General features: G+C 71.0%; 18 protein-coding genes, 2 tRNA genes and 1 pseudogene. 4 read left to right on the top strand and 17 right to left on the bottom strand.

Going from position 1 to position 24,620, the window contains the following annotated elements; genetic code table 11:
* Nucleotides 1–63 precede the first annotated feature (63 nt).
* Nucleotides 64–154 (bottom strand) — tRNA-Ser (locus ACWGIF_RS07880).
* A 185-nt stretch (nt 155–339) separates the two neighbouring features.
* Here ACWGIF_RS07880 and ACWGIF_RS07875 point away from each other — a divergent pair.
* From ACWGIF_RS07875 to ACWGIF_RS07865, 3 genes are all read left to right on the top strand, one after another.
* A complete protein-coding gene (locus ACWGIF_RS07875; RefSeq protein ID WP_453492666.1) occupies nt 340–765 on the top strand; it encodes an SSI family serine proteinase inhibitor in 426 nt (141 codons plus the stop codon).
* 119 nt (nt 766–884) lie between these two features.
* Nucleotides 885–4,253 (top strand): PAS domain-containing protein, encoded by a 3,369-nt coding sequence (locus ACWGIF_RS07870; RefSeq protein ID WP_453492663.1) that lies wholly within the window; start codon nt 885–887, stop codon nt 4,251–4,253.
* Between the two features lie 13 nt (nt 4,254–4,266).
* The gene (locus tag ACWGIF_RS07865; protein WP_453492659.1) at nt 4,267–4,842 is read left to right on the top strand and encodes an antibiotic biosynthesis monooxygenase; all 576 of its coding nucleotides are present in this window, start codon (nt 4,267–4,269) and stop codon (nt 4,840–4,842) included.
* Nucleotides 4,843–4,934: 92 nt separating this feature from the next.
* On the opposite strand, the gene ACWGIF_RS07860 is transcribed toward ACWGIF_RS07865, so the two are convergent.
* The 6 genes from ACWGIF_RS07860 to ACWGIF_RS07835 all read right to left on the bottom strand — a co-directional run bounded on the left by ACWGIF_RS07860 (nt 4,935) and on the right by ACWGIF_RS07835 (nt 10,916).
* Nucleotides 4,935–6,593 (bottom strand): long-chain fatty acid--CoA ligase, encoded by a 1,659-nt coding sequence (locus tag ACWGIF_RS07860; protein ID WP_453492656.1) that lies wholly within the window; start codon nt 6,591–6,593, stop codon nt 4,935–4,937.
* A 160-nt stretch (nt 6,594–6,753) separates the two neighbouring features.
* On the bottom strand, nt 6,754–7,287 hold the full coding sequence (locus ACWGIF_RS07855) for a SigE family RNA polymerase sigma factor (protein ID WP_453418458.1): 534 nt from the start codon (nt 7,285–7,287) through the stop codon (nt 6,754–6,756).
* Between the two features lie 134 nt (nt 7,288–7,421).
* Nucleotides 7,422–8,588 (bottom strand): lipid-transfer protein, encoded by a 1,167-nt coding sequence (locus ACWGIF_RS07850; protein WP_453492653.1) that lies wholly within the window; start codon nt 8,586–8,588, stop codon nt 7,422–7,424.
* A complete protein-coding gene (locus ACWGIF_RS07845) occupies nt 8,585–8,968 on the bottom strand; it encodes a MaoC family dehydratase (protein WP_453492650.1) in 384 nt (127 codons plus the stop codon). Before ACWGIF_RS07845 ends, ACWGIF_RS07850 begins: the two co-directional genes overlap by 4 nt.
* The gene (locus ACWGIF_RS07840; RefSeq protein WP_453492647.1) at nt 8,965–10,005 is read right to left on the bottom strand and encodes an acyl-CoA dehydrogenase family protein; all 1,041 of its coding nucleotides are present in this window, start codon (nt 10,003–10,005) and stop codon (nt 8,965–8,967) included. The genes ACWGIF_RS07845 and ACWGIF_RS07840 overlap by 4 nt, the downstream gene beginning before the upstream one ends.
* A complete protein-coding gene (locus ACWGIF_RS07835; protein WP_453492757.1) occupies nt 10,005–10,916 on the bottom strand; it encodes a bifunctional MaoC family dehydratase N-terminal/OB-fold nucleic acid binding domain-containing protein in 912 nt (303 codons plus the stop codon). The genes ACWGIF_RS07840 and ACWGIF_RS07835 overlap by 1 nt, the downstream gene beginning before the upstream one ends.
* On the opposite strand from ACWGIF_RS07835, the gene ACWGIF_RS07830 reads away from it, so the two are divergent.
* Entirely contained in the window at nt 10,917–11,039 is a 123-nt protein-coding gene (locus tag ACWGIF_RS07830; RefSeq protein WP_453492644.1) for a hypothetical protein, read from the top strand.
* Nucleotides 11,040–11,050: 11 nt separating this feature from the next.
* Here the strand turns inward: ACWGIF_RS07830 and ACWGIF_RS07825 are convergent, their stop codons facing one another.
* The 10 genes and pseudogenes from ACWGIF_RS07825 to ACWGIF_RS07780 all read right to left on the bottom strand — a co-directional run bounded on the left by ACWGIF_RS07825 (nt 11,051) and on the right by ACWGIF_RS07780 (nt 24,619).
* On the bottom strand, nt 11,051–12,202 hold the full coding sequence (locus ACWGIF_RS07825) for an acyl-CoA dehydrogenase family protein (RefSeq protein ID WP_453492641.1): 1,152 nt from the start codon (nt 12,200–12,202) through the stop codon (nt 11,051–11,053).
* A 202-nt stretch (nt 12,203–12,404) separates the two neighbouring features.
* A pseudogene (locus tag ACWGIF_RS07820) lies at nt 12,405–12,726 on the bottom strand (hypothetical protein); the annotation flags it as partial.
* Nucleotides 12,727–12,939: 213 nt separating this feature from the next.
* Nucleotides 12,940–13,065 (bottom strand): hypothetical protein, encoded by a 126-nt coding sequence (locus ACWGIF_RS07815; RefSeq protein ID WP_453492638.1) that lies wholly within the window; start codon nt 13,063–13,065, stop codon nt 12,940–12,942.
* Nucleotides 13,066–13,190: 125 nt separating this feature from the next.
* Nucleotides 13,191–13,634 (bottom strand): DUF6344 domain-containing protein, encoded by a 444-nt coding sequence (locus ACWGIF_RS07810; protein ID WP_453492635.1) that lies wholly within the window; start codon nt 13,632–13,634, stop codon nt 13,191–13,193.
* 1,742 nt (nt 13,635–15,376) lie between these two features.
* Complete coding sequence (locus ACWGIF_RS07805; protein ID WP_453492632.1) at nt 15,377–19,309, bottom strand: hypothetical protein; 3,933 nt, start codon at nt 19,307–19,309, stop codon at nt 15,377–15,379.
* Nucleotides 19,310–20,702: 1,393 nt separating this feature from the next.
* Nucleotides 20,703–20,787: transfer RNA gene (locus ACWGIF_RS07800), tRNA-Ser, on the bottom strand.
* Between the two features lie 51 nt (nt 20,788–20,838).
* Nucleotides 20,839–21,798: a peptidase gene (locus ACWGIF_RS07795; protein ID WP_453492629.1), complete on the bottom strand. Its 960-nt coding sequence runs from the start codon at nt 21,796–21,798 to the stop codon at nt 20,839–20,841.
* A gap of 236 nt (nt 21,799–22,034) precedes the next feature.
* Complete coding sequence (locus ACWGIF_RS07790) at nt 22,035–23,084, bottom strand: YeiH family protein (RefSeq protein ID WP_453492626.1); 1,050 nt, start codon at nt 23,082–23,084, stop codon at nt 22,035–22,037.
* A complete protein-coding gene (locus tag ACWGIF_RS07785) occupies nt 23,084–23,632 on the bottom strand; it encodes a cysteine dioxygenase (protein ID WP_453492623.1) in 549 nt (182 codons plus the stop codon). Before ACWGIF_RS07785 ends, ACWGIF_RS07790 begins: the two co-directional genes overlap by 1 nt.
* Before the next feature lie 81 nt (nt 23,633–23,713).
* Nucleotides 23,714–24,619 carry a LysR family transcriptional regulator gene (locus ACWGIF_RS07780; protein WP_453492620.1) on the bottom strand — a complete coding sequence of 302 codons (906 nt, stop codon included), beginning with the start codon at nt 24,617–24,619 and terminating at the stop codon, nt 23,714–23,716.
* Between the last annotated feature and the right edge of the window lies 1 nt (nt 24,620).

Genomic DNA, 24,620 nt, shown 5'->3' with positions numbered 1-24,620 from the left:
CACCGGATTGCCCCGGAACGCATCGAAGCCCCGGTCCGTCAGGACCGGGGCTTCGATGAGGTGCGGAGGCGGAGGGATTTGAACCCTCGATGGGCGGTAAGACCCAAACCGCATTAGCAGTGCGGCGCCATAGACCGGACTAGGCGACGCCTCCAGCACACCCCCGCGTACGAAGGTGCGTGCAGATGATGACACAGGCGCAGGGCCCCTCACCAATCCGCTCCCACGGTACTAGGAGGGACGGGTGCAGGGCAAAGCCTTAAAGGGTGGTCGGCACGCAACGTCGGGGGGCCCGCGTCGTTGGTCAGGCGTACGACGTACGGACGACCTGGAGTGCCCATGCTGCGTCTCGCCGCCTTCGCCGTCACTTCCGCCCTGGCCGCCGCGGCCGCGGGGCCGCTGCCCCCGCTGCCACTGGGGCGGCTGCTGTCCCCGCCCGACCGCCTCACCATCGACATGGCGGACACCGGCAACCGTCGCCTGGACCGGGAGTTCCAGATCGAATGCAACCCCGTCGGCGGCGACCACCCCTGGAGGGAGCAGGCCTGCGCGAAGCTGGACAAGTTCGCCAAAGAGGGGAAGGACCCGTTCGCTCCCGTCTCCAAGCGGCAGATCTGCACCATGCAGAACGGGGGCCCCGCCACCGCTCGCATCACCGGAACCTGGAACGGACGCAAGGTGGACGCCACCTTCCGGCGGACGAACGGATGCGAAATCAACCGCTGGGACGAGTTGGAACCTCTGCTTCCGAGTGGGCGTTCCTGACCTGGGACGATGCACGGGATGGGCGGTATCCGCCGCACATCGGCCACCCCGCCGCGAGCCTGTGGCCTTAGACTCCTCCCGTGACTTGCCGGTAGTTGTGGTCAGGGAGGAAGCTCGTCGTGAGCAGCAGGCCATCCCGAGGCGCTGCTCGCCTCGCAGCAATACTCGACGCTCTTCCGGACGCGCTGTTGCTCGTCAACGCCAACGGCACGGTCGTCAACGCCAATTCGATCGCTCTCGAGGTCATGGAGAGCCCCGGCACCGGGCTCGTCGGCCGCGGCGTCCTCGACCTCCTGCCCGAATTCGACTCCAAGCTGATCCCCGGCTCCATGCGCCGGCCCGGCGAGGACGAGGGCGGCCGTACCAAGCCCAAGCGGATGATCGCGCGGCGCACCGACGGCTCCGAATTCCCCGTCGAGGTCACCAGCGCCCATCTCGACGGGCGCGACGCCTATCGCGAGCCGCAACCCTCGTACACCGGTGACGAGCTGCTGATGCTCGTGGTGCGGGACCTCTCGCAGACCGTGGACACCGAGGCCGAGCTGGCCCGCTCCCAGCGGCAGACCGAGATGATCCTGCGCGCCGCCGCCGAGGGCGTTGTCGGCACCGACACCGACGGACGGGTGGTGCTGGTCAACCCGGCCGCCGCCCAGATCCTCGGCTACCGCGCCACCGACCTCGGCAACCGCGAACTGCACGGCCTGGTCCAGCACTCCCGCGCCGACGGCTCGCCGTTCCCGTTCGAGGAGTCCCCGCTCGCCGACACTCTGCGCAGCGGACGCAAGCACCGCGTACGCGGGCAGGTGCTGTGGAACAAGTCCGGACAGCCGGTGGCCGTCGACCTGACCACCTCGCCCGTCCGGGACGGGGAACAGCTCGTCGGCGCCGTCATGACCTTCACCGACCGGCGGCCCTACGACGCCCTCGCCGCGCGCCACGCACAGCTGATGGCCGTCCTCGGCGACTCCCTGCGCGGGCCGCTGGACGAGCTGCGCGGAGAACTGGCGACGCTGGCCGCCGACGACGCCGGACAGCTGTGGCCCGAGGCCAACCAGCTGCTGCACCACCTGGCCGCCGGGTACGCGCGGATGACCACGCTGGTGGACAACGTCCTCGGCTTCCAGCGCCTGGACTCCGGCAGCGACCGGCTGGCGAAGAAGAAAGTCCTGATCAACACGGTCGTCGCGGCAGGCGTCGACGGCGCGGTCGAGCTGATCGGTCCGGGCCGCGCGCAGTTCGCCGTCCACGCGCCGACCATCGAGGCCGAGGTGGACGCGGACCGGATCGCGACCGCGCTGGCGCACCTGGTCGCGGACGTCGCCGGGGTGGACGCCACCGGCAAGACCCGCCAGGGCAGCGGATACAGCGACTCGACGATCGTGGTGGCCGCCGCGCAGCGCGGCGACGTCGTACGGATCGAGGTGCGCGGGCCGTACGAGGGCGGAAACCCGGTGCACGAGCCGATCGTGCGGGGGATCGTGGCCGCGCACGGGGGCATGCTGCAGACGGTGGAGGTGCCCGGCGCGCCCGGCGGGGCGTACGTGCTGGAGCTCCCGCTCGGCGCGGGAGCCGGGACGGTGACCCTGCCGGAGCCGGCGCAGGAGCCCCCGGCGGATGCGGCCGCGGACGGCGCCGGGACGGCCGGGGGCGCCGCCCCCGGCAAGATCTCCGGCGGCCGGCGGGCCCGGCGCGGAGTGGACGCCTTCCTCGACGACGAGGCCGCGGGCCCCGAAGCCGCACAGGGTGCGCAGGGCGCAGGCGCGCTGGCGCTGCCGTCCGGGCGGCGGCGGGCGGGCGAGGCCGGCATTCCCGACGCGGGCCCCGAGCTCGCCCAGTCCCCCGTGAACCCGGCGGGACTCGGTACCGGGCGCAGGCGCGGCCGGGCCGGCGACGGCAGCGGCGGAGCCGAAGGCGTGGTCGGTTCCCACGGCCAAGGCGGCCCCGGGCGGCCCGTGCCCCCGCAGGGCACCGCCATGCCCGCGCTCCCACCCGTCCCCGCGGTGCCCCCGGTTCCCGTGACCGAGCATCCCGCCGGACGGCGGCGGGCACTGGGTCCGGCCGGTCCGGCGCAGCCGGGCGGTCCCGTACCGGCGACCGGGCTCGGGCCGACACCCGCTCCCGCGCGGCCCATCGCCCCCGAGGGCGGCTTCGCGCTGCCCGCCGGCCCGACCCCGGCTCCCGCCGCTCCGCAGACCCCCGCGATGGCCGGCTCGGCCCCCGCTCCCGCCGACGGCGGCGACGCCCCGGCCGGGCGGCGTGGCCGCCGCGTGCTGGGCGCCCCCGGCGCCGAACCGGAAGCTCCCGCCTCTGCCGCACAGCCCAAGGAGCCCGCCGAAGGTCCGACCGGACGGCGCCGCGCGCTGTCCGACCCCCCGGCGTGGCCCGTTCCGGCGGCCCGGACCGCCCCCGAGGACGGCGAGGCCTCCGGGCCGGTCGCGGTCCCCGGAGCCCGCCGGCCGCAGGACACCCCGGCGGAGGGTCAGGCTGCGCAGCCGATCAGCGTGCGCGCCCTGGGCACCCTCGGCCAGGGCATCTCCATGGACCCCACCACCACGGGCACGGGAGCGGGCACCGCCACGGGCACAGGCGCGGGCACCGGCTCCGGCCGCCGTCGCCGACTGGCCGAGCCCGCCCCGCAGGGCCGGGCCTTCGCCATAGGAGCCCCCGAGGCGGGCGCCGATGAGGGCCCCGAGCCGCTGGACGGACCGGGGGGCGCCGTCGAGGTGGTCAACCGGCCGGTGCCGCGCCCCGTGGACGACGAGCTCCCACCGGAGCCGCTGGACAACCCCCGCCGGCTTCTGGTGTGGCCCGCCCCCGACGTGCAGACGCAGCAGGCGCTCAGTGACCGCGGCTACCGCCCGGTGATCGTGCACTCCCGCGAGGAGGTGGACGCGCAGATCGCCGCGTTCCCCGCCGCGCTCTTCGTCGACCCGCTGACGGGCCCGATCACCCGGACCGCCCTGCAGTCCCTGCGCCAGGCCGCAGTGGCCGCCGAGGTCCCCGTACTGGTCACGGCCGGGCTGGGGCATGCCACCCGCGAGGCGGCGTACGGCGCCGATCCGGCCGTCCTGCTCAAGGCCCTGGCCCCGCGCGACAGCGAGCAGCACCCTTCCCGGGTACTGCTGATCGAGGAGCACGACGAGATCGCGACCGCCCTGACCGCCGCTCTGGAGCGGCGCGGCCTCCAGGTCGCCCGGGCGGGCGCCGACACCGACGCCGTGGAACTGGCGACGCGGATGCGGCCCAACCTGGTGGTCATGGACCTGATGCAGGTGCGCCGCCGACGGGCCGGGATCGTGGACTGGCTGCGCGCCAACGGGCAGCTGAACCGCACCCCGCTGGTCGTCTACACGACGACGGGCATCGACCCGGCCGAACTGCCGCGGCTGGCCTCCGGGGAGAGCGTGCTCTTCCTCGCCGAGCGGGCCACCACGCCGGACGTGCAGGGTCGCATCGTGGACCTGCTGGCCAAGATCGGCACCAACTAGTAATCCTGGCCCGATGGCCATCATCGACACGACCGAGCAGACCGTTCCCGCCGACAACGGGGAGGTGAACCTGCTCATCGCGCGACAGGTGGAGGCCGGCCACGAGGAGACCTTCGAGGCCTGGGCCCACGGGATCCTGGAGACGGCCGCGAGCTTCCCGGACCACCTCGGGTACGGGCTCTTCCGCCCGGCGGCCGAGGGCGGCCCGTGGTTCCTGGTCCACCGTTTCCGCAACCAGGCGGCGTTCCAGCGCTGGCAGGACTCAGCGGAGCGGGCGCAGTGGTTCTCCAACTGCCTCGGCCACCACCACACGGAGATAGCCCGCCGGGAACTCCAGGGCATGGAGACCTGGTTCGCCAAGCCGGGTACGACCCGGCCGGCGCCGCCGCGGTGGAAGATGGCGATCAGCTCGGGGCTGGCCATCTTCCCGATCTCGCTGATCGGGAACGCGGTGCTCGGCCCGTACCTGGTGGATCTGCACTTCGTGCTGCGGACGGCGGCCTTCGCCGTCGTCTTCAGCACCCTGATGACCTACGTGGCCATGCCCGCGGTCAGCAGGCTGCTGCGGGCATGGCTCACTAGGGGCTAGACCCCGTCGAGGCCACCGGTCGAGGCCGGTGGCGTCAGTCGGAGGCCGGTCATGTCGGCCGAGGCCGGTGGCGTCAGTCGAGGCCGGTGGCGTCAGTCGAGCTTGGTGACGTCCAGTGCGCCTTCCGCGTACTGCCGGCGGATCACCTTCTTGTCGAATTTGCCGACACTGGTCTTCGGCACGGCGTCCACGATCGTCCAGCGCTCCGGCAGCTGCCACTTGGCGATGGACTGCGAGAGGAACTCGCGCAGCCCCGTGTAGTTCACGGTCGCGCCCTCCTTGAGCACGACGGTGGCCAGCGGGCGCTCCCCCCACTTCTCGTCGGGGACGGCGACGACGGCGGCCTCGGCGACGTCGGGGTGGGCCATGAGCGCGTTCTCAAGCTCCACGCTGGAGATCCACTCGCCGCCGGACTTGATGACGTCCTTGGCACGGTCGGTGAGGGTGAGGTAGCCGTCGGGGCTGATGACGCCGACGTCGCCGGTCTTGAGCCACCCGTCGGCGCTGAACTTGTCCTCGGGCCGGAAGGGTTCGCCGGTCGCGCCGCCGTAGTAGGCGCTCGCGATCCAGTTGCCGCGGACCTCCAGCTCGCCCGCCGACTCCCCGTCCCAGGGCAGGAGGTCGCCTCCCGGGCCGACCAGACGTGCTTCGACGCCGGCCGGGAAACGTCCCTGGGTGAGCCGGTAGGGCCACTCCTCCTCGGCGCTCAGACCGGCCGGCGGGTGCGCCATCGTGCCCAGCGGGGAGGTCTCGGTCATGCCCCAGGCGTGACAGACGCGGACGCCGAGCTTGTCGTAGGCCTCCATCAGGGAGGGCGGACAGGCGGAGCCGCCGATGGTGACCTGCTTCATCGAGGTCAGGTCGCGCGGGTTGGCCGTGACCTCGGCCAGCAGTCCCTGCCAGATGGTGGGGACGGCCGCGGCGTGTGTCGGCTTCTCCCGCTCGATCATCTCGGCGAGCGGGCCGGGCTGCAGGAAGCGGTCCGGCATCAGCATGTTGATGCCGGTCATGAAGGTGGCGTGCGGCAGCCCCCAGGCGTTCACGTGGAACTGGGGGACGACGACGAGGGTGGTGTCGTTGTCGGTCAGCCCCATCGACTCGGCCATGTTGACCTGCATGGAGTGCAGGTAGAGCGAACGGTGGGAGTAGACGACGCCCTTCGGGTCTCCAGTGGTGCCGGAGGTGTAGCACATCGCGGCCGCCTGGCGCTCGTCCAGGTCCGGCCAGTCGTAGCTCTCGTAGCTGTCGGAGCGGCCCGCGAGGAGTTCCTCGTACTCGTGTACACGGACGTTCAGGCCATCGAGCACGGAGCGGTCGCCGATGCCGGAGACCACGACGTGCTCGATCGTCGGCAGGTGCGGCAGCAGGGGCGCGAGCAGGGGAAGCAGGGTGCCGTTGACCAAAACGACGCGGTCGGCGGCGTGGTTCACGATGAAGACCAGTTGCTCAGGGGGGAGACGCAGGTTGAGCGTGTGCAGGACCGCGCCCATGGAGGGGATCGCGAAGTACGCCTCGACGTGCTCAGCGTTGTTCCACATGAGGGTGGCGACGCGGTCGTCCTGCTGCACTCCGAGCTCGTCGCGCAGGGCTCCGGCGAGGCGGGTGGCGCGGGTGCCGATCTCGGCGAAGCTGCGGCGGTGCGGCTCGGCCTCCCCGGTCCAGGTCGTGACCTGGGACTTCCCGTGGATGGTCATCCCGTGTCGGAGTATGCGGGTGACGAGGAGCGGTACGTCCTGCATGGTGCTGAGCAATGCGTCCTCCCGGTGAGCGCTGCAGCGCTGCGGCGGCTACGGATGCAGCCGATTCTGCGCACATACCGGTTGGCATGTCACTAGCCGGGAGTAGAAACTCCTCCGTGTTTCACGTGAAACATTTTTTTGTTTCACGTGAAACATCGCCGCTCCCGCCGTCTCATCGGACCGGCATGAGCTCCGGGTCCTCTCGGAGCTTGCCCAGCGCGCGGGAGACGGCGCTCTTGACCGTGCCGACCGAGACTCCCAGCAGCTCCGCGGTCTGCACCTCGCTCATGTCCTCGTAGTACCGCAGGACGACCATGGCCCGCTGACGGTCGGGCAGCCGGGTTACCGCGCGCCACATCGCGTCCCGCAGCGCCTGCGCCTCCGCCGGGTCGGAGGCCGGGGCCGCCTCGGTCTCCGGGAGCTCATCGCATACGAACTCGTCGACCTTGCGCTTGCGCCACTGGGAGGTACGGGTGTTGACCAGGGTCCGCCGGACGTAGCCGTCCAGGGCGCGGTGATCCTCGATGCGGTCCCAGGCCACGTACGTCTTCGCAAGGGCCGTCTGGAGCAGGTCCTCCGCATCGCACGGGTTGGCGGTGAGGGAGCGTGCGGTGCGCATCAGGACCGTGCCCCGGGTACGGACGTACGCCGAGAACGACGGGTACGGCGTCGGATTCGAGGCGAGCGTGCACACAGGCGTGGTCATGTCTCCACGCTAGGAGCGCCCGCCCGCCCTGGGATCGGCCCCAGGTGCCGATGGGGGATCCATCTCAGGTTGTAGGAGTAGGGCCATCCCCACCCCCTGAAGGTGGAGGGGCGGGGCTCGGCAGACGCCGGATCTCAGCCGTCGGCGCCGAGGATGAGCCCGGACGTCGGTACCCCCGTACCGGCCGTCACGAGTGCGTGCGCCGCCCCCGCGACCTGGTTGACGGAGGTGCCGCGCAGCTGGCGGACGGCCTCGGCGATGCCGTTCATGCCGTGCAGGTACGCCTCCCCGAGCTGGCCGCCGTGGGTGTTGAGCGGCAACACGTCTGCGGCCACGAAGTCGGCGGCCTCGCCCGGCTTGCAGAAGCCGAACTCCTCCAGCTGCATCAGCACGAAGGGGGTGAAGTGGTCGTAGAGGATTCCGACGTCGATGTCCGAGGGCCGCAGCCCGCTGGTCCGCCACAGTTGGCGCGCGACCACGTCCATCTCCGGCAGCCCGGCGAGGTCGTCGCGATAGAAGGAGGTCATGGCCTCCTGGCGGCGTCCGGCACCCTGGGCCGCCGCGGTGATCACAGCGGGCGCGTGCCGCAGGTCCCGGGCCCGCTCGGCCGTGGTGACGATGACGGCCTGGCCGCCGTCCGTCTCCTGGCAGCAGTCCAGCAGCCGCAGCGGCTCCACGATCCAGCGCGAGGCGGCGTGGTCGGCGAGGGTGATGGGCTTGCCGTGGAAGTAGGCGGCGGGGTTGTTCGCGGCGTGCCGGCGGTCGGTGACCGCGACGTGCCCGAAGGCCTCGGGGGTGAGGTGGTATGTGTGCAGGTAGCGCTGGGCTGTCATCGCCACCCAGGAGGCGGGGGTCAGGAGCCCCCAGGGCAGCGACCAGCCGAGGGCCGCCCCCTCCGCCGACGGCTCGCGCTGGTGGACGCCGGAGCCGAAGCGACGCCCGGATCGCTCGTTGAAGGCGCGATAGCAGACCACGACCTCCGCGACCCCGGTGGCGACGGCGAGGGCGGCCTGCTGGACGGTGGCGCATGCCGCGCCGCCGCCGTAGTGGATGCGGGAGAAGAAGGACAGCTCTCCGATGCCCGCGGCCTGGGCGACGGTGATCTCCGGGCTGGTGTCCATCGTGAAGGTGACCATGCCGTCGACGTCGGCGGGGGTCAGCCCGGCGTCGTCGAGAGCGGCGTGCACGGCCTCGACGGCGAGCTTGAGCTCGCTGCGGCCGGAGTTCTTGGAGAACTCGGTCGCGCCGATGCCGGCGATTGCGGCGCGGCCGCCGAGCTCGTCGCGGGAGCGGACGCTCATGCCGGCACCTCCGCGGTGACCGTCCCCGACACGTGGTGGCCGATGCCGTTGGCGCCCACCACCCGGATCTCGACGGTGTTCCCGGAGACGGCGGTGACGGTGCCGGTCAGGGTCATCGTGTCGCCCGGGTAGTTGGGCGCGCCGAGTCGGATGGCCACGGTGCGCAGGACGGCGTCCGGCCCGAGGTGGTCGGTGACGTACCGGCCGACCAGCCCGTTCGTGGTGAGGATGTTCATGAAGATGTCCGGGGAGCCCTTCGCCTGCGCGAGCGCCGCGTCGTGGTGGACGTCCTGGTAGTCGCGGGAGGCGATCGCGCCCGCGACGATCAGGGTGCGGGTGACCGGAATCTCCAGCGGCGGCAGCGTGTCGCCGACGTTCATGCGTGCTCTCCCTCGGCTGTCGAAGCGATCGAAGCTCCCAGTTCGGCCAGCAGCTCGCTGCCGCAGCCCAGGTAGGCGTCCAGCTGGCGGCCCCACAGGAAGTGCCGGTGGACGGGGTGGTCCAGGTCGGCGCCCATGCCGCCGTGCAAGTGCTGGCCCGCGTGCACGACGCGCTTTCCCGCTTCCGAGGCCCACCAGGCCGCCGTCAGCGCGTGCTCGTGTGCCGGGAGGCCCTGGTCGATGCGCCAGGCCGCCTCGTACGCGGTGACCCGGATCGCCTCGGTGTCCATGTAGGCGTCGGCCGCACGCAGCATGACCCCCTGGTTGGTGGAGAGCGGCCGGCCGAACTGCTCACGGGTGGAGGTGTACTCGACCGCCCGGGCGAGCGAGCCCGCGCAGACGCCGGCCTGGAGCCCGGCGAAGGCGGTGCGGGCGGCGGCGAGGGTGGCCTCGTAGGCGCCGTCGGCTCCGATGCGTTCGGCCTCAGCTCCGGTCAGGGTCAGCCGCCCCGCCGCCCAGGGCGCGGTGGTCTCGACGGGGGACGTCCGTACGCCGGGCGCGGCGGCCCGTACGAGCCACAGAGCCCGCTCCGCGTCCGGGACCAGCACGTGCGTGGCGTCGCGCAGCCAGGGCACGGCCGGGGCGCTCCCGGTGAGCCGGCCGTCCTCGGCGGTGATCCGGCCGCGCGCGGGAAAGGCTCCGGTGGCCACCGCCTCGCCCGTGCCGAGGGTGGGCAGCAGGCGGGCGCGCTGCTCCGGGGTTCCGTGTGCGGCCACAGGGAGGATCCCGTACGCGCAGGTGGCGGCGTACGGGACCTGCGCGGTGGTGCGGCCCTGTTCCTCCAGCAGGAGGACCAGCCCGAGCAGGCCGATCTCCTCGACGGCGGCGGTCAGTCCGGCGGTGGTGAGGGCCTTCCACAGTTCGGCGTCGCTGCCGGTGCCGGCTTCGGCGAGGCGCTCGTGGGTGGCGAGATCGGAGAAGATCCGGGCGGCGAGACCGGCTGCGGCGGCCTGCTCGTCGGAGGGGTGGAAGTCCATCAGCCCTCACTCCCGCGGAAGACGGGGAGTTCGAGCTCGTCGTCGACGCGCAGGAACTCCAGCTGGACGGGCAGGCCGATGCGGACCTTGTCGTACGGGACGCCGGTGATGTTGCTGACCATCCGGACCCCTTCGACGAGCTCGACGAGGGCGACCGCGTACGGGCCCCCCGCGTCGGCGGAACGGTCGTGCGCGGTGAAGGCCGGGAAGGGCGGGTGGTGCATGACGACGTAGCTGAACACCGTGCCGGCGCCGGATGCCTCGACGGTGTCCCAGTCGGTGCTCGCGCAGGCGTTGCAGCCGGGGAGCCACGGGAAGCGGAGGGCGGCGCAGGCGGAGCAGCGCTGGATCAGCAGCTTGTGGTCCCGGACCCCGTCCCAGAATCCCTGGTTGTCGCGATTGATCACGGGGCGGGGGCGCAGGGCCGGGGGCTTCCTCTTCTCCGCCCTGGCGGCGGGCGCGTACTTGAGGATCCGGAAGCGGTGGGTGCCGGCGCGTTCCCCGCCCGCCTGGACGTCCATGCGGGTGGTCACGAAGTGGCCGGTGCCCAGCTTGGTCGTCTTGCGGGGCGAGACGGACTCGATGACGGCGTCGAAGGTGATCACGTCGCCGGGCCGCAGCGGGCGGAGGTACTCCTGCTCACAGTCGGTGGCGACCACGGAGGTGAACCCGGCGCCGTCGAGGAGCGCCAGGAGCTCGTCGTAGGAGGATGCGCGGTCCGAGTGGCCGGACAGCCCGCCCATCGTCCAGGCCTGGAGCATGGCGGGCGGAGCGATGGCGTCCGGCCCGGTGTAGGCGGGGTTGGCGTCGCCCATCGCCTCGCACCAGTGGCGGATCATCGGCTCGTTGACCGCGTCCTTGCCCCGGCCCGCGGTGGCGGCCGGCCGGCCCTCGAAGGACGTGAGCAGCATGTGGAACCGGGATGCGGCCTCGGCCGCCTGGGCTGCTTCAGCGGCCTGGGCCGCCTGGGCTCCTTCAGCCGCCTGGGTCTCCTGGGGCGCATGGAGCTCCTCGACCTCCTCGGCTGTGCCTGATGCGTCCGCCGTCATCGCTTCCTCCCCTTCATGCCGAGCCGCATCATGGCGACGATCTCCCGCTGCACCTCGCTGACCCCGCCGCCGAAGGTGTTGATCTGGGCGGCCCGGTTCATCCGCTCCAGCTCGCCTCCGGCGAAGGCCGCGGGACCCCGGATCAGGGCCTCCTCGCCCACCACCTCCTGGCACATCCGGTACACCTCGACGGTGGACTCGGTGCCGAGGAACTTCACGCCGCTGGCGTCGCCGGGGGCCAGGGTGCCACCGCCCACGTCCTGGACGAGGCGCCAGTTGAGGAGGCGTACGGCGGCCAGTCGCGCGTGCGCCTCGGCGAGCCGGGACTGCACCCAGGGGCGGTCGGCGGGGCGGGCGCCGGTGACCGGGTCGGGGGTGCGGGCGTGGCCGAGCGCAGCCGCGTAGAAGTCCTCGGCCTGCATGCCGATGGCGGCGAGGGCCACGCGCTCGTGGTTGAGCTGGTTGGTGATCAGGCCCCAGCCACCGTGCTCGGGGCCGACGAGGTTGCCGGCGGGCACCCGGACGGAGTCGTAGTACGTCGCCGTGGTCGTCAGCCCGCCGACGGTGTCGATCGGCGTCCACGAGAAGCCGGGGGCGTGGGTGGGCACCAGGACGATCGATATGCCCTTGTGCTTCGGGGCGTCGGCGTCGGTGCGGCAGGCGAGCCAGATCCAGTCCGCGTTCTGGGCGTTGGAGGTGAAGATCTTCTGCCCGTCGATCAGCCAGTCGGCTCCGTCGCGGACCGCGCGGGTGCGGAGCGAGGCGAGGTCGGTGCCGGCTTCGGGTTCGGAGTAGCCGATGGCGAAGACGATGTCGCCCGTGAGGATCCGGGGGAGGAAGTAGTCCTTCTGCTCCTGGGTCCCGTACTTCATGAGGGTCGGGCCGACGGTGTTGAGCGTGACCATGGAGACGGGGGCCCCGGCCCGGTAGGCCTCGTCGAAGAAGACGAACTGTTCGTCGGCGCCGCGGCCCCGGCCGCCGTACGCGACGGGCCAGCCGAGGCCGAGCAGCCCGTCGGCGCCGATGCGGCGCAGCAGTTCGCGCTGGCGGGCCGGGTCCTCGGGGAGTCCCTCCGGCAGCAGTTCCTTGAAGTAGTCCCGCAGTTCGGCGCGGAGCCGCAACTGGCCTTCGGTCGGGGCGAGGTGCACGGCGCTGGCCTCCCGGCATCACATCATCGAGTGAACCTGACTGTCCGTCAGATTTACCCGTGCTGTCAAGGTCGGGAGGGGAGGGAGGAGAGGGAGGAGACCTACGGGGAGTGCGGCATGCCGCAACGGCGCCTGCGCTACCGGACCCCAGCCGGTCCGGGCGCACAGACGCCCTCACGCGTGGGAGCGACTTGGGCCGTGTGTACCACCAGGGCGCGAAGTTGACTCCTGCATTCGAGTCGGCCTGGTGGATCACCTGAAGGCCGAGCCGTTGACCTGCGCGGTGTTGTTCTGGTTGGAGGCACCGGAGCCAGTGGCCCCCTGCTGGGCGGTGGAGGAGTTTCCGCCGTTCATTCCGCCCACGCCGCTGCCGATGATGCCGGCGGCGCTCGAATTCGATCCGTCGTTCGCGAAGGAACCGTTGTCGGCCAAGGCGAGGCCACCCCGCCGAAGAACGCGACGGCGAGGGGGAGAGCGGCGACGGCGGCGATGACGCGGGCGGTACGGATGAAGCGTTCCGTCATACCGCCTCGTCACAGACATGCTGAAAAGGGCCGCGCCGTCCGGGAACCCCACCGTCTCCCGGGCCTGCGGCCCTGCAATGCCAAGCTTCGCGCCCCCGCGCGCCCCCCGGCGCAAGCCGGGGCGGTCCATTCGTGCCCCACGACGGGGACACCACGTGGCGCGATCCACGGTCACGACGGACCGGGCTCCAGCGCCTGCTCCTGCTCCTCGTACTACTCCTGCTCCTGCTCCTGCTCCTGCTCCTCGTACTGCTCCTGCTCGTGCCGCTCTCGTACGTACCGCTCTTGCTCGTACCGCTCCTGCTCGTACCGCTCTTGCTGCGGCAGCTTGCGCTGCACTTGTCCCGCTGCTCTTGCCCTGTTGCTTGCGCTGCTGGTCTTACTCCTGCCCGGCGGCAGCTCGTATGCCTGCGAGCCGGACCCTACGACTGCTCCGTTGCTGGTGCGCACTGCGTGTACCGGGGCTATGCGGCGAGCGCGAGCGCATCTCGGGCGGCCCCGGTGGCGGCTGCAGGTGCTGCGGTGACCGCTGCCTGGGGCGCTGCCATGGCGGGGGCAGTGGGTGCGGCGGCCGGGGTAAGGGCGCGGGCTGCGGTTCCCGGTCCGGCACCCATGGCCGCGGCGGTGGTCGAGCGGCGGACGGAGGGGGTCTTGCCGTGCGCCTCGGCGTGGATCCGCTGCTTGATGGTCGGCGGCAGCGAGCCGCCCCGCATCATCGCCCGCCACGTCCGCCGGGCCGCGACGGCCGGCCGCCGGGAGGAGACGGTCGCGGCAACCGGAGCGGCGGGGGCCGGGACGGCGGCGGCTGCCGGGGCCACCTTCCCACCGAGACCGAGGGAGGAGAGGAAAGCCACCAGGGTGGCGAGTACGGAGGTCCAGATCGACGTGAGGATGCTGCGGTGAGCCATGACGGGGTGCCTCGATTCGCGATGTTCCGACGGGCGGATCTGAATACATTCGTCATGATGTGGCCGCAACCGCACCGCCCCCATCGCCCGCGCCGATCTTCCGACAAACACCACTCGAAAGGCGCAAAGCAGCCGGTCGGAGCCCCTGCTGCCGGGGCTACCGGGGTCGGGAGGGGCGACGCCCGGACCCTGGGCCAGGCCTGCGTCGCACCGGCTCAGCACGGCTCGAACCGACCGGCAACCCGGGATTCCCTCCACACGCCTTACCCCGACCGAGCACACCGGCCGTGCCCTGGCCCCGGACGCGCGAAGGCGAGCAGGCTCACGTCGGTGACCCGGACCTGCTCGAGGAAGCGGAGGATGGCGGGCCGTCCGGCACTCGGGCGGGCTACGCCGGTGCGGTGGGCACCGGGGTGGGCCATGAGGCGGGTGAGACGGGGACCGCGGCGAAGGGGCGCCCCTGGTGCGGGGCAGCCCTGGCGGCCCCGCACCCGCTCACATACGTGGGAGTCGATGGCAGACGGGATGGGAGACGGGGCAGTCGTGGGTACAGGCAGGGGGCACGCGGCCTATGGCAGTTCGCAGCCGAAGCCGCTCCACCGACCTCTTCTGTGTTTCGGGCGGTGCGTCTTAGGAGTAAAAGCCGGTCCAGTACTCATCGGGCGCCACGGCGAACGCGCCGGGTTGTTCACGCCGGAGGACTTCGTACCGCTTGTGGAAGGTTAGGAACGCCTCTTGGAGAGAGCACCCGAGATGCCCTCGGATGGCCCTGATGCCAGGCAGGATGCGGCGAGCAAAGATCTCGCTGTCAGCGACGGTTATGGGGGCCGGGGGCTCGCTCATGCTGGCAAGATCGCACAGTGCAGTTGTAGGGCGCTGCTGAGATTCGTGCTTGCGGGCCCGCCGGGCGCTGAACCTCGTGCCCCATGCGTGCCCGTCGTGGCAGGGAACCAAGGGTGCCAGCGCGACGGACGGCGCCCGCACCATCACCGGGCCCCTGACCATGTCTCCTGGTCAGGGGCCCTTCACGTGCGGTGGGTGTGGGATTTGAACCCACGGTGACTCGCGCCACGACGGTTTTCAAGAGGGTCACGGTTGCAGCGCTCTTGCCTCGCTGACGTGCGAGGAACCCCTCCAACGACCCTGATCGCCGGGGGCCGGGGGACGTCTGGGGGACAAGCCTCGGCGTGGGCGCTCCACCGAGCACGCTCGGAGCAGGCCAGCAAGCCGGAAAACTCGTCGCACGCCTTACCCCGGCGGAGAACAACCCCGGCATGGGAGCGGACATCCACGGGTTCATCGAGTGTCACTGGGATCGCTGGCTGGACGAGGACGGCCTCGGGGAACATCGGTACAGCGGTTGGGGCCGAGATCGATCATGGTCGGCTAGCACGCCGGTCGGAGGCTCCGCTGGGGTTCGCGGAAAGATCGCCGAGTGGGTTACCGGGCTGGCTACGGTCTGCGTCGTACCGGTGGAGTTTCTGACTGATGAGCAGGCCGAGGCGTAGGACCCGCCCCCGCAGCCAGGTTGACGCCGGGCACTGTGCGCAGCACCTCGGCGGCCTCCCGGGCGGAACACGCTCGCGCCCGGCTGCCCATCCGGCACTCTCCCGTGTGCACGCGGGTGGGCTCTCGCCGTACGCCGATCCTCTGTTCGACGCCGAGACGCTCGGGCCCGGCAGATACGGAGGGCCCCGCCCGATCTGATGATCGGGCGGGGCCTCGCTCGTTCTTCCCTGGTGTCAGGAGGTGAAGTAGCCGTTCAGGTCGGCGATCACGTCGGCGGATCCGGAGTTGTTGTAGAACGTGACCCGGCCGTCCACGACGGGGACGACGACGAGGTTGGCGACGGTCTGCCCGGGGGTGTAGTTGAGGTTCGACACGCCCGGCCGTGCGATCCCGTGCGGGTGGACGATCAGGTGGCTGGCCTCGGTCGGGTTCGTGACCGTGACGTTGAGGACGACGGCGGTGACTCCTTGTGCGGGGACTCCCGCGGTGCCGGTCACCTGGAGGTGGACGACATCACCCGGACCCACGGCTCCGGCGCGGGCGCCGGTGCCGTCGCGGGTGTCCAGGAGGCGGACCGGACCGGCCGCGGAGAAGGCGGAGCCGGTGGCCGCGTAGTAGCCGGTGACGTCGGCGATGAGGTCGACGGAACCGGAGTTGTTGCGCAGGTCGACCTTGCCGTTGACCACGGGGACCGTCACCAGATTGGGGACGATCTGTCCGGGCGTGAAGTTCAGGTTCGAGACGCCCGGCGCCGCCTGGCCGTTCGGGTAGACGGTGACGTGCCCGGCCTCGGTCGGCTGCACCGCCGTCACGTTCATCACGACCGCGGTCACTCCGGTGGCCGGGACGCCCTTGACGCCCGCGACCTGGAGGGTAACGACCCCGCCGGGTCCCACGCGCTGCTTCTTCGTACCCGTACCGTCACGGGTGTCCAGGAACCGGGCCGGGGTGATCGGGTTCAGCGCGGAACCGGCCCCGGCCTGGTCGGTGTAGTAGCCGGTGACGTCAGCGATGAGGTCGACGGAGCCGGCGTTGTTGCGTAGGTCGACCTTGCCGTTGACGACCGGGACGGTCACCAGGTTGGGGACGATCTGCCCGGGCGCGAAGTTGAGGTTCGACACCTTGGGCGTGGCCTGCCCGTTCGGGTAGACCATCACGTGTCCGGCCTCGGTGGGATGGACGGCGGTCACGTTCATGACCACGGCCGTGACCCCCGTCGCCGGAATGCCCTTGACCCCGGCCACCTGGAGTGTGACGACCCCGCCCGGTCCGACGCGCTGCTTCATCGCACCGGTGCCGTCACGCGTGTCCAGGAACCGGGACGGCCCGGCCGGCACGAAGCGGCTGCCCGTCTGGACGGGCGCGGGGGCGGTGACCGTGTACGCCCTGGGCAGGTAGCCCGGGGAGGGCACCCCACTGGTGTACCTGGCGCCGTCAAGGAGCAGGTCGTACTGCCCGGGTTCCAGCCCGTTCGTATCGACGGTGACGTGCAACTGCTTACCGTCGATGCTCACCTTGATCGGCGTCAGCGTCCGCTCTTGCGAGCCGTTGCGGATCAGCTTGAGCTTGGTTCCGAAGGAGAGCCCGGTACCGCTCACGACGGCTTCGGTACGCGTGCCCGCCGCGCTGGTCGACGGGCTGATGCCGGCCGGGTCCAGCGTTGGCACAACGCAGCCGGAGTCACAGATCCCCCTCAGGTAGAAATCGACGGGAGTGCGGGACCCGCGGGGGCTCAACAGCAGGACCGCTTGGCCGGGTGCTGCGTCGGCGCGCGTGCGGCAGCCGAAGAACAACCGGCTGTCGTCCCCGCTGGTGCACTCGTAGCCGCTATTCATCGAGGTCCACCCCGGGCTGCTCAGCAGGTCCAGGTCCGGCTTCGGGCCCCCCATGTCGGAGGTGTTGCCCGAGACCGTGAACGACTGGCCGGGCCTCATGTCGATCACGGCGCAGTATGCCGTGGAGGTTTCGGAAAGGGTCCCGCTCCGTTCAGGGAAATCAGTGACCGAGACCTGGTTGGCGGTGCATTCCGGGGCCCAGCCCGAGGCCGTACCCACTCGCCAGGTGTCCAGTTTTACCGCGAGGGGGGCGTCGTCGCGGGCATAGTGGGATGCGATGACCGCTGTGTACGACGTCGAGCCGCTGGCACGGCATGGGACGCGAGGCTCCTGGCACACGAAGTGGCCCTCGCTGTCGACAACGGTCAGCTGGGTGATGTCACCTTCGCCGGGTACCCGTGCGGCGATCCAGAGTTTGTCCGTGGTGGCGGCGTTTACGCGCACGCAGCGTGCATCCAGCGAGGACGTCAGGTCCAAGGCGAGAGAGGGGCCGCCTGTCTTCGTCGAGGCCGGGGCCGGGCACTGCGCAGTTGCGGACACGTCACGGCGGACGAGCTTGTACGTGTTGAATCCGCCCCGGCTGAAGATCAGCGCCGTATAGGGGACTCCGGAGGCGAGAGAGCATCTGGCGGACGTGTCGGAGTAGCCGGTCTCGCACTTCACGTCGCCCGCTGCGTCGACCAACATGACCGTCGCGTTCAGGTAGCTCGCGCTATTGGTTGAGTCGATCAACTCGGCGCTTGAGTGCGCGTCCCCTGGCACGCTCAGGCAACCCCAGGTGTTGCTCGGGGACACCGACACCTCGGCCCCCCAGGCACCGTTGCCGTACGTGGAATGAGGCCACAGCGTGCAGCCGGCGGCCTCGCCAGTCCTGTGGAACACCAGTCCGTAGCTCGAGTTCGGCTGTCCGCTCAGGTATGCGCGGAAGGGAGCGGTGCCGGTCAGTTTGCAGATGGGCCCGGTGTCACACTGCAGGGTTCCGGACGCGTCGTACACCTTCACACGGGCATGGTTGCCGCCGGTCGGGGGCCGGTTCAATGCGTAGATGCCCTTGCCGGTGGCGGTCGGCAGGGTCAGGCAGAACTGCTGCCCGGGAGCGCCGAACGCTCCGGTGACCGGACCGGCCACGAGGCCGTTGTCGTGGGTCGTCGTGCATCCCCTGGTCTCCTTGGCGGAGACGAATGCGATACCGAAGGTCGTGAAATTCCGGGACTGGGGGTCTGCCGACCAGGTGTAGTCACCGGGGGCCAGGTCGCAGGTGCCGTCGTCGCAGCCGGGTATGACGTCGCCGGTCACGGAGACGAGCTTCGAAGGAAGCGGGACGGTGCCGGAGGAGACCGCGACGAAGGAGTGCTCGGCCGCCTGCGTGACCCGAAGGATGCGGCAGTGCTCCGTCAGGCTCAGCTCCGGGGCGACTCCGAAGGCCTGGGGGGCGACCAGCGCGCAGCCCTCCGGCTTGGAGAGCCGGGCCACGGAGTAGTTGTAAGCAACCGCGTCACCCCAGGACTGCAACGCCGAGATACGAAACGGTGCGGTGCCCGTGAGCCTGCAGTCCATGGCTGACGCCCCGCGAAGGTAGGAGGTGCAGATCTCCTGCCCGGAGGCGTCGTACACGCTGTGCAGGACTTCGGAGCTCGAGCTGTACGCGCGCAGGACGTCACCCGCTGCCAGGTCCAGGGTGTAGCAGTCGCCCGCCGAGCCGGTCGACAGCGCCCTGGGGAAGACGGTCGGTCCGCCGAGCCTGCGGTCTGCGGCGCCGATGGCCTTGCACGCGGAGGACGAGAGCAGCGGAGCGTACGACACGGAGATGCCGTTCGCCTCGGCGGTCTTGTCCGTGACCTGCAGTGTGTATGTCCCGGCCTGACTGGTGGGGCACCGCCAAGTCCGGGTCGAGCCGTGGGCGAAGTCGCACGCGACGGTGTTGCCGCCGGGCGCGATCAGCTTCGTGGCGGACCACTTGGTCGTGACGACCTGGAGCATGACCAGGTCTTTCTGCTGCGGCAGGGCGAGCGAGAACGACGCTGTCTCGGACGGGTCGACCGTGCAGGTGACGACCGTGTGTGGAGCGACGGCTGCCGGGCACGGCTCGGAGAGAGCGCTGTTCTGAAGCGTGCGTACTGCCGCCTGTTGGTCGGCTGTGGGATCCGGCTCCGGCGCGGCCTGCGGACCGGCGGCCTGCGGCGGGGCCGCCGCCGGCGCGGCCGCGGCGGCGGTGCCGGTCTGACCCGCGAGTGAGGCCAGCAGGGCGAGCAGCAGGGTGCCCGAGACGGCTCTCGCGCCGCCCCGCCCCCGTCTGTTCCGCCCTCGTCTGCCGATCGGCAGCAAACTCATGAACCCCCCAGTTCGGATGGGCCCGACCCCCGTGACCTGCGCGGAAGCTCCGGGCAGCCGGAGTGTAACGCCACCCCCGGACAGCCCGAGGGGCGGGATGCGCCGTGCGCGTCCCGCCCCCACCAGGCAGGATGCTCGGGGCGCGGACGCCGACTGGCGACCGGCCTGCGCAGCCCGGACCTGCTCGACCTGGGCGTCGACTTGGTCCAGGGTCAGGCGCAGCCAGTACCGCAGGACCAGAGCTGGTCGAGGTCTGGGGGCAGGGGACCCGAAACGCCGAGATGCAGTACGCCAGCCCACGATCTGCCCCGAGGCCGTCTCTACCGGGCACTCGCCGAAGCCGAAGTCACCGCCGACGATCCATGATCGTTCTCAGCGGGCGCAGGAGGCACACTCGACATCCTTAGGGATCTTCCAGCCGAAGCAGGTGTCGTCCTTCTGCCTCACACCAGCGGAACCGTGGTCGGCGGCGCAGGAAGGCATCGCCGACCAAGTGGATCTGCTTGATCAGGAGCGCAAGCATGCGGGGGCCCGTCGTGCGGCCGCGGGTGCGTTGGGGTTCGGGGTGGGGCTGTCATCCCGCCTGCCGTCGTCCCAGGGCAAGCCGTAGCAGACCAGCCGCCGGGGGCCCAGGTCGTTCGTCCAGCAGGGCGCTCCACCTGGGCCCCTGGCGACTGCCCCGCTACCACTCCGTGTGGGACGACGGCAGACGGGATGACAGCCAGGGTGCGCTGTGGCTGGTGCAGTCGGTTCCACCGACATCCGGCAGTGTTCAACGCGCGAATCCGTCAACGGGCCACGGCACAAAGCCGCTGTAACGGATGGCAGTTCATGGCGGATCGCGGGTGAGATATCCGTTTTGTAGCCAAACGCTGAGCCATCGTCATCGATCGTCACTCAGACTCGTGCCGTCCGAACACGCAAAAAGCCCACCCAGCCGCGCAGGCTTCCCGGCGAGAGCGGCAGGGTGGGCGTGAGACCTCTAGGAGGTTCAGCGATGAGTGTGACCGTCGCTCCATGGGACCTGTCAAACTGGGCAGCAAAGCCCTGGGTGATCACTGTCATCGTCATCGTTCTGATCACGTGGGGACGTGGGGAGGTGGCCCGCTCGCTTGCTGAGGCGCTGACTCTCGCGACAGCCCTCCTCGCATACGAGGTACAGCAGCGCGGTACCGCAACCACAGCAACCAATCCCGCCCGGTAGCCACCCGCAACGGCCTCTAAGCCCGGGTACGGCCGCTGCTAACCGGTCCGGCTAGAGCTACGAATCAGGTGGGAGCGTGCCCTTCCCGTGCCCGTTCCACAGGGAACCAGCGGGGAGCGACGGTCGCTGCGGACAACGCTAATACGAACGACCCCTGACCGTTTTGGCTGGTCAGGGGTCGTTCACGTGCGGTGGGTGTGGGATTTGAACCCACGGTGACTCGCGCCACGACGGTTTTCAAGACCGTTCCCTTAGGCCGCTCGGGCAACCCACCTGGCCGGTACAGAGTACCGGCCAGGCAGGGGTGGCGGGGGCGAGTACGGGGTCAGGCGGTCTGGGCCTTGTCGTAGGCCGCTTTCGCCTCGTTGCCGAAGTACGGGCCGTACATCCGGTTCGGTAGGAAGGTGTAGCCGAAGCTGTTCACCGAGACCTGGGTGCCCAGGCCCGTCGCCTCGTTGAAGTCCTGGAACCAGGGGCCGCCGCTGGAGCCGCCGGTCATGTTGCAGCCCAGGCTGTGGTCCTTGGTCAGCAGGAAGTCCTTGCCGCTGTTGCCGCTGCAGTAGACCAGCTTCGTGCCGTCGTACGGGGCCGCCGCGGGGAATCCGAAGGAGTACATCTTCTTGTTGTATCCGCCGTTGAAGAGGAGACCCTGGGCGCCAACGGCCTGACTGAGGGTCTGTCCGTTCAGCGGGGCGACGACCGCCAGGCCGACGTCCATGTTCATGTCCTCGCTCGCGGCCCACTGGTCGGTGGCGAAGGTCTTGGTGGCCGCCCACTGGCCGTAGGGCGCGGAGCCGTTGTTGTAGGCGGGGACGAAGACCCAGTTGGTGTGCCAGGCCCCCTGGTACTTCACGCAGTGGCCGGCCGTCATGACCGTGTTGCCGTTGGCGCTGGTCACCGAGTCACCGGAGCAGGAGGCGGTCCGGCCGCCCATGGTGAAGAAGACCCGGCCTGAGGTCTTCACGACCGCGCCGCCACCCGTCCAGGCGCCGCCCGCCTGCGGGAACGCCGTGGGGGACGCCGCCGAGGACATCGCAGGCGTCGGGGCGATGGTGGTGGGGGCCGCGGACGTGGCGACCGGAGTACGCGTTGCGCCGGGGACCGCCGTCACGTCGAGCGGAGTGGCGCTCCGCATCTGTTCGGCTGTCCAGAAGCCCTGGGTGTGCTGCTGCCGGAAGGACGCGGGGGCGTCGGCCGCGACCGAGGGGGTGGCCGCCGTCAGGACACCCGCAACCAGGGCGCCCGCCGAGAGCAGGACGGATAAGGCCGTGCGATGACGATTCACGCATGACTCCTTCTGCCGTGCCCGGTCCGGATGAAGCCGGGCAGGGTGGGGGTGAAGAGCGGTCGGTGCGGATCGGCTGTGCGCGGTGCATGGGGGTGGTGCGTGGAACGTGGTGCGTGGTGGGTGCAGCGGATTTCCGGGGGCAGAGTGGCACGGGCGCGTCGCAATGTCAGCGGGCAGTCGGAACGTTCGGTCGGTTCCGGCCAGGAAATGGCCAACTCCCCGCCGTTGCGCGGTCATACGGTGAGCATCACCCCCGCGTAGGAGACTCCCGCCACCACCACCCACGCCCCGAGTCCCAGCGCCGCGGCCCGCCCGCCGGTCCGGACCAGCGTCGGCAGGTGCACCGCACTCCCCAGGCCGAACAGGGCCGCCGCCAGCAGTGCCTCCTGCGCGGTGTGCGCCCACTCCAGCGCCACGTCGGGCAGTACCCCGGTGGCACGCAACCCGGCCGCGGCCAGGAAGCCGGCCACGAACAGCGGTACCGGAGCCGGCCGGCGCCCCGCGGCCGTACGCACCCCGCGCCGCCGGGCCCGTACCGAGAAGGCCACGGCCGCCACCAGCGGGGCGAGCAGCGCCACGCGCATCAGCTTGACCAGCACCGCCTCGCCCAGCGCGTCGGGGCCCGCGGTCTGTGCGGTTGCCACCACTTGGCCGACATCGTGGACGCCCGCTCCGACCCACCGTCCGAAGGCCGGGTCGGAGAGTGCCAGCGGGTCCTGGAGGAGAGGCAGTACCGCTATGGCGAGCGTCCCGCACAGGGTGACCAGAGCCACCGAGGCGGCTACATCCTCCTCGTCGCTGCCGGACACCTCGCTCACCGCGCCGATCGCCGAGGCCCCGCAGATCGAGTACCCCGTGGCGATCAGCAGCGGCTGATCACCCGGGAGCCCCAGTCGGCGGCCCAGCCAGAGGGTGCCGAAGAAGGTGGCCGCGACCACGCCGACCACCATGGCCACCGTCGCCCAGCCCGGTCGGAACACCTGGTCCAGCCCCAGGCCGAGGCCCAGCAGGACGATGCCTATGCGCATCAGCCTTCGGCCTGCCAGGGACAGGCCCGGACGGGCGGTCCCCCGGACGAAAGCCCGTAGCCCCGGGAGATGCGCCGCCGCTATCCCCAGCACCACCGACGCGGTCAGCATGGGGACTGCGGGCACGAGACGGTGGATGCACCACGCCGTCAGCGCTCCGCCCGCGGCCATCGCCAACCCCGGCCAGGGCGTGGATGTTTCACGTGAAACGTGCCGGACCGGCGCCGCGCCCTGAGGACGGTGGAGGAGGGCCATCAGTCGACGGGGAGCGTGTAGACGCGACGGATGCTGGTGCCCAGCCGGGATACGTCGGCGCCGTACACGTGCACGGATATCGCCTTCGTCCGACACGAGTTGCGGACCTTGTGGATGTCACCGGGTGGGGCGAACCCGCAGACGTCCCCCTGGGCGTTGACCACATCCTCGGTGGCCACCAGCCGGGCCGGACCGGTCCCGGGCGCAAGGCGGAAGCGGCGTTCGCTCTCTTCGCCCTCGTGCACGCCGGCCACGCACCAGGACACGTGGTCGTGGATGCAGGTCTCTTGCCCGGGCAGCCATACCAGCGCCACCACCGAGAAGCTGCCGTCGGACTCGGCGTGCAGAATGTGCTGCCGGTACCGCTCCGGGTCGCCTTCCCGCTGCGCCGGGGTCAGGAGGTCGGGTTCCCCCAGGTGCGGGGCGAGCCGTTCGCCCACCAGGTAGGCGGTGAGGTCGGGAGCCAGCCCCCGCTCCACGACGGTGCGGATCTCACTGACGAGGGCGGCCATCCTCGTGGTGGTGCGGGCCGGCGTGGTGGTGGTCATATCGGCAGCGTGCTGCCGTCGTTCCATCACGTCCAACGACAGTTGTCACCTGAAATCCCAAGCACCGCTTATGGGTTGCGGTCAGCAGCCGACCCGGTTCGCCGCCACCCTCTGCAGGGCGTCGAGCACTACGGCCGTCGCCGGGATCCGCAGATGGTCCCGGTAGACGTAGGCGGCGATGTGGCGGCGCGCCGCCGGCTGGAGCGCGCGCCCGCAGACCCGGTTCAGCGAGAGGGAGGGCAGTACCAGCGCGGGCATCATCGCCACGCCCAGCCCTTGGGCGACCAGGCTCTGCACCACCAGGTTGTCGTCGGTCGCGAACCGGATGTCCGGCACGAAGCCCAGCTCCGCACACTCGTGGAGGAGGTTCGCACGGCAGCGCGGGCAGCCCGCGATCCACCGTTCCTCGGCGAGGTCGGCGAGGTGCACGGCGCGGCGCCGGGCCAGCGGATGCCCGGTCGGCAGCAGCACCGTCAGCTGATCCTCCAGCAGCCTGACCTCGGTGACCTCCTCCGGGATCTCCTCGTGCAGGCCGGGATAGGTGAAGGCCAGGGTGATGTCGCACTCCCCGCGCTCCAGTCGGCGCAGCGACTCCGGGGGCTCCCCCTCCAGCAGCTCCACCTGAACGCCCGGATGGTCCTTGGCCAGACCGCTCAGGGCCTCGGGGACGAGGGTGACGTTGGCGCTGGGGAAGCCGCACAGCCTGACCCGACCGGTGCGCAGGCGCGCGTACGCCCTCAGCTGGGCCTCGGCGGCGGAGAGGTTGCCGAGGATGGTCTCGGCGTGCCGGGACAGGGACACCCCGGCCTCGGTGAGCTGCATCTTCCGGCCCACACGGGTGAACAGCGGGGTGCCGACGACGCGTTCGAGCGCCTTCATCTGCTGGGTGATGGCGGGCTGGGTGTACCCCAGAACGCGGGCGGCGGCCGAGTACGACCCGGAGGCGACCACCGCGTGAAACGTCCGTATGTGCCGAGAATCGAACACC

Source organism: Streptomyces sp. NPDC054849, assembly GCF_053610945.1.
Note: the sequence above shows the minus strand (reverse complement) of the source record. Positions and strands in the feature narration are given on the sequence as shown.

What these genes read in the sequence shown, in the direction of transcription:
- ACWGIF_RS07865 (WP_453492659.1), top strand. Translation starts at nt 4,267, where the DNA reads ATGGCCATCATCGACACGACCGAGCAGACCGTTCCCGCCGACAACGGG.
- ACWGIF_RS07810 (WP_453492635.1), bottom strand. Translation starts at nt 13,634, where the DNA reads ATGGCTCACCGCAGCATCCTCACGTCGATCTGGACCTCCGTACTCGCC.
- ACWGIF_RS07845 (WP_453492650.1), bottom strand. Translation starts at nt 8,968, where the DNA reads ATGAACGTCGGCGACACGCTGCCGCCGCTGGAGATTCCGGTCACCCGC.
- ACWGIF_RS07850 (WP_453492653.1), bottom strand. Translation starts at nt 8,588, where the DNA reads ATGAGCGTCCGCTCCCGCGACGAGCTCGGCGGCCGCGCCGCAATCGCC.
- ACWGIF_RS07835 (WP_453492757.1), bottom strand. Translation starts at nt 10,916, where the DNA reads ATGCTGCTCACGTCCTTCGAGGGCCGGCCGGCCGCCACCGCGGGCCGG.
- ACWGIF_RS07840 (WP_453492647.1), bottom strand. Translation starts at nt 10,005, where the DNA reads ATGGACTTCCACCCCTCCGACGAGCAGGCCGCCGCAGCCGGTCTCGCC.
- ACWGIF_RS07790 (WP_453492626.1), bottom strand. Translation starts at nt 23,084, where the DNA reads ATGGCCCTCCTCCACCGTCCTCAGGGCGCGGCGCCGGTCCGGCACGTT.
- ACWGIF_RS07875 (WP_453492666.1), top strand. Translation starts at nt 340, where the DNA reads ATGCTGCGTCTCGCCGCCTTCGCCGTCACTTCCGCCCTGGCCGCCGCG.
- ACWGIF_RS07805 (WP_453492632.1), bottom strand. Translation starts at nt 19,309, where the DNA reads ATGAGTTTGCTGCCGATCGGCAGACGAGGGCGGAACAGACGGGGGCGG.
- ACWGIF_RS07785 (WP_453492623.1), bottom strand. Translation starts at nt 23,632, where the DNA reads ATGACCACCACCACGCCGGCCCGCACCACCACGAGGATGGCCGCCCTC.
- ACWGIF_RS07855 (WP_453418458.1), bottom strand. Translation starts at nt 7,287, where the DNA reads ATGACCACGCCTGTGTGCACGCTCGCCTCGAATCCGACGCCGTACCCG.